Raw genomic sequence first — 7689 nt, 5'->3', positions numbered from 1 at the left:
GGGTAGCTCCGCTACGACGGGCCTTCGCCCGGCACGCCGATAGCACGCACCGAACGACGCGACGGGGCAAACCTTGCCGGGCACGGCACTAGACCAGCACCCGGGCCGCCGGCGCCTCCACCGGCGCCGGCGCGGCGGTGCGGCGGCCGAGCAGCAGGAAGCCCGCCGCCGCCGCGGTGCCGAGCAGCGCGCAGGCGCCCCAGGCCGCGACCCCGCCGCCGTACTGGAGCAGCAGGGCGCCGCCCGCCGGGCCGAGGAACATCGCCAGCGACCAGGAGAGCGAGTACACGCCCTGGTAGCGCCCGCGCGCGTCGGCCGGGGCCAGTTCGGCGACCAGCGCCATCATGGTCGGGGCGTTCACGATCTCGCCGATGGTCCAGATCGCCACGGTCAGGGCGAAGAACCAGGCCGAGGAGCCGGCGAACATGGTGAGCCCGAAGCCCCAGCCGATCAGCAGCGAGCTGGCGACCAGCAGGCCGGTCCGGCCGCGGCCCTCCATCAACCAGGTGATCGGGAGCTGGAGCAGCACGATCAGGAGGCCGTTGAGGCTGATCACCAGGCCGTACTGGGAGGCCGGGACCCCGGCCTGCCCCATGTCCACGGCCAGCGTGGTCGAGCCCTGCTGCGCGACCAGCGCGAGCAGCAGGTTCACCCCGAAGACGGCCATGAACCGGCCGTCCCGGAAGACCCGCCCGAGCCCGGCCTGCGGCGCGGCCGGCCCGCCGTCGGCAGCGGCCGCCGCCACCGGCTTGGTCTCCGGCACCTTCACGAAGACCACCACCGCGCAGAGCAGCGTGCTCAGCGCGTCCAGCAGGAAGAGCGTCAGGTAGCCGTGGGAGGCGATCAGCCCGGCCACCGCGGCGGAGGCGCCGAAGCCGATGTTGATCGCCCAGTAGTTCAGCGCGTACGCCCGGCCGCGGTCGGCGGCGGGCACCACGTCGGCGATGATCGCCGAGATGGCGGGGCGGGAGGCGTTGCTGCTGAGGCCGACCAGGAAGACCACCGCCGCGATCGCCACCTGCCCGTCGGTGAAGCCGAGCACGGCCACCGACAGCGCGGTGCCGAGCTGTGCGGCGAGCAGGGTGGGCCGCCGTCCGATCCGGTCGGTGAGCACCCCGCCGCCGAGCGCCGCGACGGCCGAGCCGAGTCCGAAGAGCGAGGCGACCAGGCCCGCGTAGGCCGCCGACCAGCCGCGCTCGACCGTCAGGTAGAGCGACAGGAACGGGACCACGAACCCGCCGAGCTTGTTCACCAGGGTGGCGGTCCAGAGCCACCAGAACTGACGGGGTAGTCCACGACCCGTCTCGGATATCGAGACGTAGAGGCGATGCAGGGCGGGCATGTGGGGGCTCCCGGGCGGCGTGGGGCACCGCTCAGCGGACCCGGGCAGGACGGGGTGACCGCTGGGCGGTGGTGTAAGTGGCTCTTCTGCAAAGCGCACATTACCGGTGGACCTTGGTCCCGGCTAGCGGTTATCCGCCTGGATTAAGCTGACCCCCATGGCTGACACGACCTACCGACTGATCCTGCTCCGTCACGGCGAGAGCCAGTGGAACCAGAAGAACCTCTTCACCGGGTGGGTCGACGTCGACCTCAACGAGAAGGGCGAGAAGGAGGCCGCGCGCGGTGGTGAGCTGCTCGCCGCCGAGGGCTTCTTCCCCGACGTGGTGCACACCTCCCTGCTGCGCCGCGCCATCCGCACCTCGCAGATCGCCCTCGACAAGGCCGACCGCCACTGGATCCCGGTCAACCGCAGCTGGCGGCTGAACGAGCGTCACTACGGCGCCCTCCAGGGCAAGGACAAGGCCCAGACCCTGGCCGAGTTCGGCGAGGAGCAGTTCCAGCTGTGGCGCCGCTCGTACGACACCCCGCCGCCGGTCCTGGCCGACGACAACGAGTACTCGCAGGCCGGTGACGCCCGCTACGCCGACATCCCCAGCGAGCTGCGCCCGGCCACCGAGTGCCTCAAGGACGTCGTCGAGCGGATGCTCCCGTACTGGTACGACGCCATCGTCCCCGACCTGGCGGCCGGCAAGACCGTCCTGGTCACCGCGCACGGCAACAGCCTGCGCGCCCTGGTGAAGCACCTCGACGGCATCTCCGACGAGGACATCGCCGGCCTGAACATCCCGACCGGCATCCCGCTGGTCTACGAGCTCGACGCCGACTTCAAGCCGCTCGCCAAGGGCGGCCGCTACCTGGACGCGGACGCCGCCGCGGCCGCCATCGAGGCGGTCAAGAACCAGGGCAAGAAGTAGCGCCCAGGTCCCGGTCGATAACGGCCCCCCTCCCGTACGGGAGGGGGGCCGTTATCCTGCTGGCTTCCGAGACGACTACGGGGGGACCGATGGTCAAGAAGTCCATGGTGGGCGCGCTGGTCGTGCTGCTGGTGCTGTCGCTGGCGGCGTGTGGTTCGAGCAGCAAGAAAAAGAAGAAGAGCAAGAGCAAGAGCAGCGGCACCCACAGCACCCAGCCGGCGAGCAGCCTGAACGTCTCGCCGCTGGTGCTCGTCAACGGCGGTGCCCTGACGGTCACCTACAACGGCTGCGCCTCGGGTGACCAGCTGGAGTTCGGCTGGAGCAAGGGCGGCCAGAGCGGCACGCTGGGCAAGGCCGCCTGCTCGGGCGGCTCGGCGGTGCTGCGGCTGCCGAAGTACACCGCGAGCTCGACCGGCGATCTGCGGCTGACCGGCAAGGTGGTCTCCTCCGGCCGGAGCGAGAGCACCACGCTCACCGTGAAGTAGTCCGGGAGCACCGGCGCACCATCGGCCCCATCCGTTCGACGGGTGGGGCCGATGGTGCGTCAACTTGCCTCTGTATCACGGTGGTTCAGACCATTGACGGCCATCTGACGCCCTCCTATGGTATGGACCAGTGGCAAGGTCACGCCAAGATCCCCCCACGGACACCGGCGTGACGTCCCTGTACTCCATCCACCCCCACAGCTCGCTCCGGCCTGCCCGGAGCCGAGTCGGAAGGAGCACCATGCGCAAGCGTCATCTGGTCGGCGCCCTCGTGGCGGCCGTCGCGGTACCGGTCGCGACCGCCCTGCCGGCCTACTCGCACGGCTACGTCACCGGCCCGCCCAGCCGGGCCGCGCTCTGCGCGGCGGGCACCGTCACCAACTGCGGCGACATCCAGTGGGAGCCGCAGAGCGTCGAGGGCCCGAAGGGCTTCCCGGGCAGCGGCCCGGCCGACGGCAAGCTCTGCGCGGGCGGCAACAGCCGCTTCGCCCAGCTCGACGCCCCGCGCAACGGCGCCTGGCCGACCACCAAGGTGACGGCCGGCTCCAAGCAGAACTTCACCTGGAAGTTCACCGCGCGGCACGCCACCGCCTCGTACAAGTACTTCCTCACCAAGCCCGGCTACAACGCGGCCACCGCGCTCAGCCGGAGCAACCTCAACCTCACCCCGCTGCTCACCGTGCCCGGCAACAACCAGCAGCCGCCGAGCACCCTGACCCACAGCGTCCCGCTCCCGGCCGGCCTGACCGGCCACCACGTGCTGCTCGCGGTCTGGGACATCTCCGACACGGCCAACGCGTTCTACTCCTGCGTCGACCTGCAGTTCTGACCCGGCGTCAGAGCGTACGTCGGCCGGGCGCCCCGGCAGGTCAGGGGCGCCCGGCCGACGGGCCCGGTGCGAGGTGGGTACTGGTCAGTGGCCGCCGCAGCAGCCACCGCTGGCGCCGCCGCACTGGCAGGGCGCGCCGGACTGGCAGCCGCAGCCGCAGCCGGGGCTGCAGCCGCAGGTGGCGGAGAGCACCGGCAGCAGCTTGGCGGCCGTCGGAGTGATGGAACTCGGCGGCTGGGAGTCGGGGGCAGTGGTCGCCTTCATCGCGCTGGGCCTCCTCGGCAAAGCACCGCGGGTGCACACGGCGGTGTGCCCCTCCACGAGTGAAGCCCCCCCGGTGACGAACCGTCAACGGGCGCGCGGGGGCGGGGAGATCGCCCTCCTGTGCGCCCCCGCACCGCCCCTGAGACGTTTAGGCCTCGACCTCGGTGGCGGGCACGAACTCGCCCGCGTGCTCGCCGGTCACCAGGAAGACCACGCGCTTGGCCACCGAGACGGCGTGGTCCGCGAAACGCTCGTAGTAGCGGCCGACCAGGGTGACGTCCACCGCGGTCTCGATGCCGTGCTGCCAGCGGTCGTCCAGCAGGTGCGAGAAGAGCTCGCGGTGCAGCGCGTCGATCGCGTCGTCGTCCTGCTCCAGCTCCAGCGCCTTGTCCACGTCCTTGGTGGCGATCACCAGACCGGCCTTGGCCACCAGCCGCTGGGCGAGCTGCCCCATCTCCAGCACGATCGAGTGCAGGTCGTTCGGGACGGCCGTCTCGGGGTAGCGCAGCCGCGCCACCTTGGCCACGTGCCGGGCCAGGTCGCCGCAGCGCTCCAGGTCGGAGCTCATCCGCAGCGAGGTCACCACGATCCGCAGGTCGGTGGCGACGGGCTGCTGACGGGCCAGCAGGTCGATGGCCCGGTTCTCCAGGTCGTGGTGGAGGGCGTTGACCTTGTCGTCGGCTGCGATCACGCTCTCCGCCAGGGCCAGGTCGGCGTCCAGCAGCGCGGTGGTGGCCCGGCCCATGGCCGAACCGACCAGCCGTGCCATCTCGACCAGCTGGTCGCTGATCGAGTCGAGTTCCTCGTGGTACGCGTCGCGCATTGCTGCTCTCCTCAGTAGCTGTGTCGGTGGCGGTGCCGACCGGCCGTACCGTACGAAGATCGGAACGGCCGCTGCTGGTGGCGGCATCGTAGTGCCGTCACCGCCCACACGGGCTGCACGACTCACCCTGAGCCGTTCGGGCGACCACGCACGGCCGGTGTGATGAACCACCGGGTGCCTGAAGGTGAATTCTCGGTGACGTACGGCGGATCCCTTGATCGCACCCATGGGGAGCGCCGCCGGGATGCGCTTACGCTGGCCACATGGACGTGAATGTGGCCGCCGCCGCAGCCTGCGCCATAGCCGGGCTCGGGGTCGGTCTCACGGCCGCCATCGCCTTCCGCTGGAGCGAGCGGGAGCAGGCCCGCGCGGGCAACGGCGGCGGGAAGAACGGATCGGGCGGACTCCCCGCCCAGGAATCTCCCCTCCCCCCGGGTGTGGACACCGTGCTCTCGGTGCTCCGCTCCTGCGCGATCGTGCTCGGCGAGGGCGACGAGGTGGTCAAGGCCAGCTCCGCCGCCTACGCGATGGGCCTGGTCCGCGGCGGTGCGGTGGCGGTGGAGCAGATGCTCTCGCTGGCCCGCGCCACCCGCCGGGACGGCGAGATCCGCCAGGTCGAGCTGGAGGTGCCCAAGCCGGGCGTGGCCCGGCCGACCGAGCCGCTCGCGGTCTCCGTCCGGGTCGCCCCGCTCGGCTCCCGGCTGGTGCTGGTCCTGGTCGAGGACCGGACCGAGCGCCGCCGGATCGAGGCCGTCCGCCGCGACTTCGTGGCCAACGTCTCGCACGAGCTGAAGACCCCGGTCGGTGCCCTCTCCCTGCTCTCCGAGGCGGTCGCGGACGCTTCCGACGACCCGGAGGCGGTGCAGCGCTTCGCCGGCCGGATGCAGATCGAGGCCACCCGGCTGGCCAGCCTGGTGCAGGAGATCATCGACCTCTCCCGGGTCCAGGACGACCAGCTGCTGGTCGACCCGGAGCCGGTCGGGGTGGACGTGCTGATCGCCGAGGCGATCGACCGCTGCCGCCAGCCCGCCGCCGCCAAGCAGATCCACATCGCGGCCGGCGGCATCGGCGGCCTCTACCTGCACGGCAACCGCGGCCAGCTGGCCGCCGCCCTCGGCAACCTGGTCGAGAACGCGGTGAACTACAGTCCGCCGCGGACCCGGGTGGCCATCGCCACCCGCCGCATCTCCAGCGCCGCCGCCCTCGGTGAGGCGGACGGCGAGCTGATCGAGATCTCGGTGACCGACCAGGGCATCGGAATCTCCGAGACGGACCGCGAGCGGATCTTCGAGCGGTTCTACCGGGTCGACCCGGCCCGCTCCCGGGCCACCGGCGGAACCGGCCTGGGCCTCTCCATCGTCAAGCACGTGGCGGCCTCGCACGGCGGCACCGTCTCCGTGTGGAGCGTCGAGGGCCAGGGTTCCACCTTCACCGTCAGGCTCCCGGCCGGGCAACCCCCGGTCGAGGAACAGCAGCAGACCAAGCCCAACCCCCTTCCTGCCCCGGAGGCACGATCGTGACCCGAGTACTGGTGGTCGAGGACGAGGAGTCGTTCAGCGACGCCCTGTCTTACATGCTCCGCAAGGAGGGCTTCGAGGTGGCCATCGCCGCCACCGGCCCCGACGCGCTGGAGCAGTTCGAACGCAACGGCGCCGACCTGGTGCTGCTCGACCTGATGCTCCCCGGTCTCCCCGGCACCGAGGTCTGCCGCCAGCTGCGGGTCCGCTCCAACGTGCCGGTGATCATGGTCACCGCCAAGGACAGCGAGATCGACAAGGTCGTCGGCCTGGAGATAGGGGCCGACGACTACGTCACCAAGCCCTACTCCACCCGTGAGCTGGTGGCCCGCATCCGCGCGGTGCTGCGCCGCCGCGGCGAGGCCGACGGCTCCGTCGAGAGCGGCCCCGGCGCCCTGGAGGCCGGCCCGGTCCGGATGGACGTCGACCGCCACGTGGTGACGGTGGACGGCGCCAAGGTCGACCTCCCGCTCAAGGAGTTCGACCTGCTGGAGATGCTGCTGCGCAACGCGGGCCGGGTGCTCACCCGCATGCAGCTGATCGACCGGGTCTGGGGCGCCGACTACGTCGGCGACACCAAGACCCTGGACGTCCACGTGAAGCGCCTGCGGGCCAAGATCGAGCCGGACCCGGGCGCCCCGCGCTACCTGGTCACGGTCCGTGGCCTCGGCTACAAGTTCGAGCCGTAAGCCGGACCGGCACCCGCCCCGTACGCGCCCGAAGGCCCCCGCTCGATCCGAGCGGGGGCCTTCGGCCGTGCTGACGGAGGGTCAGCCGGTGACGGGCGTCAGTGGGCGCCGGCGCTGCTGCTCGCCGAGGCGGAGGCGCTCGCGGAGGCACCTGCCGGAGCCGAAGCCGAAGCCGAAGCGGAAGCCGAAGCCGAGGGCGAGGCCGACGCGCTGGGCGAGGCGGAGGCCACGGGCGCGGCGGCCGGCTTCGACGGGGCGGCGGCCGGGCCGAAGGTCCGGTACATGCCTTCGCCGGTGTGCACCTGGGCCTCGGTGTCGACCTTGCCCGCGGTGCCGAAGCCGAAGCCGATCTTGGCGTTGCCGCCGACCGAGACCTTGGCGGAGGCGACCTTGACGACCGGCTGGTCCTCGCCGCCGAGCAGCACGGAGCCACCCGCCGGGATGACGATCTCGGTCAGCGGCGCGCCCTTGGCGTCGGCGAAGGTGGCGGCACCGCCCTCGGCCAGCTCCACCGAGCGCAGGGCCTCCGGGGCGGAGCCGGTGTTGCTGATGTTGACCGTGACGTTGGCCGGGCCGGTGTACTCGGCCTTGCCGCCCGCCGCGGTCACCACCACGATGTTGTTGAGCCTGAGGGTGCTCCCGATCGAGGTCGAGGCGTTGTCCGGCTTGATCTGCAGGGTTTCGGGACTGGTCCCGGCCGCGCAGGCGGACAGGGGGAGGATCGCTGCGAGGGCTACGGCGGCGATCGCGCCGCGACGAAGGCTGCGGCTCACGGCGGCGGCATCTCCTTGGGTATCTGATCGGTGGTCAGAGTCAGATTACCG

At 71.7% G+C, this 7689-nt stretch carries 9 protein-coding genes; 5 read left to right on the top strand and 4 right to left on the bottom strand.

From position 1 onward, the window contains the following. Positions 1-88: 88 nt before the first annotated feature. Positions 89-1342: an MDR family MFS transporter gene (locus ACZ6ZR_RS36210; protein ID WP_465649886.1), complete on the bottom strand. Its 1254-nt coding sequence runs from the start codon at positions 1340-1342 to the stop codon at positions 89-91. Positions 1343-1499: 157 nt separating this feature from the next. On the opposite strand from ACZ6ZR_RS36210, the gene ACZ6ZR_RS36205 reads away from it, so the two are divergent. From ACZ6ZR_RS36205 to ACZ6ZR_RS36195, 3 genes are all read left to right on the top strand, one after another. Beyond that, positions 1500-2258, top strand: coding sequence for a phosphoglyceromutase (locus ACZ6ZR_RS36205; protein WP_465649884.1), 759 nt, complete (start codon positions 1500-1502; stop codon positions 2256-2258). 89 nt (positions 2259-2347) lie between these two features. Further along, positions 2348-2743: a hypothetical protein gene (locus ACZ6ZR_RS36200; RefSeq protein WP_465649882.1), complete on the top strand. Its 396-nt coding sequence runs from the start codon at positions 2348-2350 to the stop codon at positions 2741-2743. Positions 2744-2984: 241 nt separating this feature from the next. After that, a complete protein-coding gene (locus ACZ6ZR_RS36195; RefSeq protein WP_465649880.1) occupies positions 2985-3572 on the top strand; it encodes a lytic polysaccharide monooxygenase auxiliary activity family 9 protein in 588 nt (195 codons plus the stop codon). 84 nt (positions 3573-3656) lie between these two features. On the opposite strand, the gene ACZ6ZR_RS36190 is transcribed toward ACZ6ZR_RS36195, so the two are convergent. Both ACZ6ZR_RS36190 and phoU read right to left on the bottom strand, forming a co-directional pair. Next, positions 3657-3836, bottom strand: coding sequence for a hypothetical protein (locus ACZ6ZR_RS36190; protein ID WP_465649878.1), 180 nt, complete (start codon positions 3834-3836; stop codon positions 3657-3659). A 148-nt stretch (positions 3837-3984) separates the two neighbouring features. Next, entirely contained in the window at positions 3985-4659 is a 675-nt protein-coding gene (gene phoU, locus ACZ6ZR_RS36185) for a phosphate signaling complex protein PhoU (protein ID WP_465649876.1), read from the bottom strand. A gap of 263 nt (positions 4660-4922) precedes the next feature. On the opposite strand from phoU, the gene ACZ6ZR_RS36180 reads away from it, so the two are divergent. Together ACZ6ZR_RS36180 and phoP are read left to right on the top strand one after the other, a co-directional pair. Next, entirely contained in the window at positions 4923-6179 is a 1257-nt protein-coding gene (locus ACZ6ZR_RS36180) for a sensor histidine kinase (protein WP_465649874.1), read from the top strand. After that, positions 6176-6865: a two-component system response regulator PhoP gene (phoP, locus tag ACZ6ZR_RS36175; RefSeq protein ID WP_465649872.1), complete on the top strand. Its 690-nt coding sequence runs from the start codon at positions 6176-6178 to the stop codon at positions 6863-6865. Before ACZ6ZR_RS36180 ends, phoP begins: the two co-directional genes overlap by 4 nt. A 98-nt stretch (positions 6866-6963) precedes the next feature. Here phoP and ACZ6ZR_RS36170 read toward each other — a convergent pair whose 3' ends face one another. After that, entirely contained in the window at positions 6964-7638 is a 675-nt protein-coding gene (locus tag ACZ6ZR_RS36170) for a DUF461 domain-containing protein (protein ID WP_465649870.1), read from the bottom strand. Positions 7639-7689 lie beyond the last annotated feature (51 nt).

The sequence above is a fragment of the Kitasatospora sp. NPDC088742 genome (assembly GCF_055584905.1).
Note: the sequence above shows the minus strand (reverse complement) of the source record. Positions and strands in the feature narration are given on the sequence as shown.

What these genes read in the sequence shown, in the direction of transcription:
- ACZ6ZR_RS36180 (WP_465649874.1), top strand. Translation starts at nt 4,923, where the DNA reads ATGGACGTGAATGTGGCCGCCGCCGCAGCCTGCGCCATAGCCGGGCTC.
- ACZ6ZR_RS36190 (WP_465649878.1), bottom strand. Translation starts at nt 3,836, where the DNA reads ATGAAGGCGACCACTGCCCCCGACTCCCAGCCGCCGAGTTCCATCACT.
- ACZ6ZR_RS36200 (WP_465649882.1), top strand. Translation starts at nt 2,348, where the DNA reads ATGGTCAAGAAGTCCATGGTGGGCGCGCTGGTCGTGCTGCTGGTGCTG.
- ACZ6ZR_RS36195 (WP_465649880.1), top strand. Translation starts at nt 2,985, where the DNA reads ATGCGCAAGCGTCATCTGGTCGGCGCCCTCGTGGCGGCCGTCGCGGTA.
- ACZ6ZR_RS36210 (WP_465649886.1), bottom strand. Translation starts at nt 1,342, where the DNA reads ATGCCCGCCCTGCATCGCCTCTACGTCTCGATATCCGAGACGGGTCGT.
- phoU (WP_465649876.1), bottom strand. Translation starts at nt 4,659, where the DNA reads ATGCGCGACGCGTACCACGAGGAACTCGACTCGATCAGCGACCAGCTG.
- ACZ6ZR_RS36205 (WP_465649884.1), top strand. Translation starts at nt 1,500, where the DNA reads ATGGCTGACACGACCTACCGACTGATCCTGCTCCGTCACGGCGAGAGC.